Raw genomic sequence first — 607 nt, forward strand, 5'->3', positions numbered from 1 at the left:
GTTTATTCCCACCACTACCCGGAGCTGGCTTATTTCAGGGGCGGTGGCAGGCCCGCCTTAATGGCAAAGCCCATGGAGATCGGGGTCTCCTCCGGGGGGGGGGGGGGGGGGGGGGCCCCCGGGCCCCCCCCCCGCCCCGCACCCCTTATCCTTTCCACATCCCAGTCTGAGGAGCCACTGTGGCTGAGCTGCACGTCGAGTTGGTCGCCGCCGACCGTAAGGTCTGGTCCGGCGAGGCCAGCCTGGTCGTCGCGCGCACCTCGTCGGGTGATATCGGCGTCATGCCCGGCCACCAGCCGCTGCTCGGTGTGCTGGAATCGGGTCCGGTCACCATCCGCACGACGGGCGAGAGCGGCGAGGGCACGGTCGTCGCCGCCGTGCACGGCGGTTTCATCTCCTTCGCCGACGACAAGCTGTCGCTGGTCGCCGAGGTGGCGGAGCTGGCCGACGAGATCGACGTCGAGCGTGCCGAGCGGGCACGTGAGCAGGCGAAGGCCGAGACGGACGCCTCCGCCGAGCGGCGTGCCGACGTCCGGCTGCGAGCGGTGGCGGTCCGCTGAGGCGGCCACCGACGAGAGACACGCTCAGCCGCGGGCTGCTCCGGAGA

General features: G+C 71.3%; 1 protein-coding gene. It reads left to right on the top strand.

Features of this window, described 5'->3' with window-relative positions:
* Positions 1-179: 179 nt before the first annotated feature.
* On the top strand, positions 180-560 hold the full coding sequence (locus tag ACWGJ2_RS09920) for a F0F1 ATP synthase subunit epsilon (RefSeq protein ID WP_453345504.1): 381 nt from the start codon (positions 180-182) through the stop codon (positions 558-560).
* Positions 561-607: the final 47 nt, after the last annotated feature.

This window comes from Streptomyces sp. NPDC054796 (genome assembly GCF_053611545.1).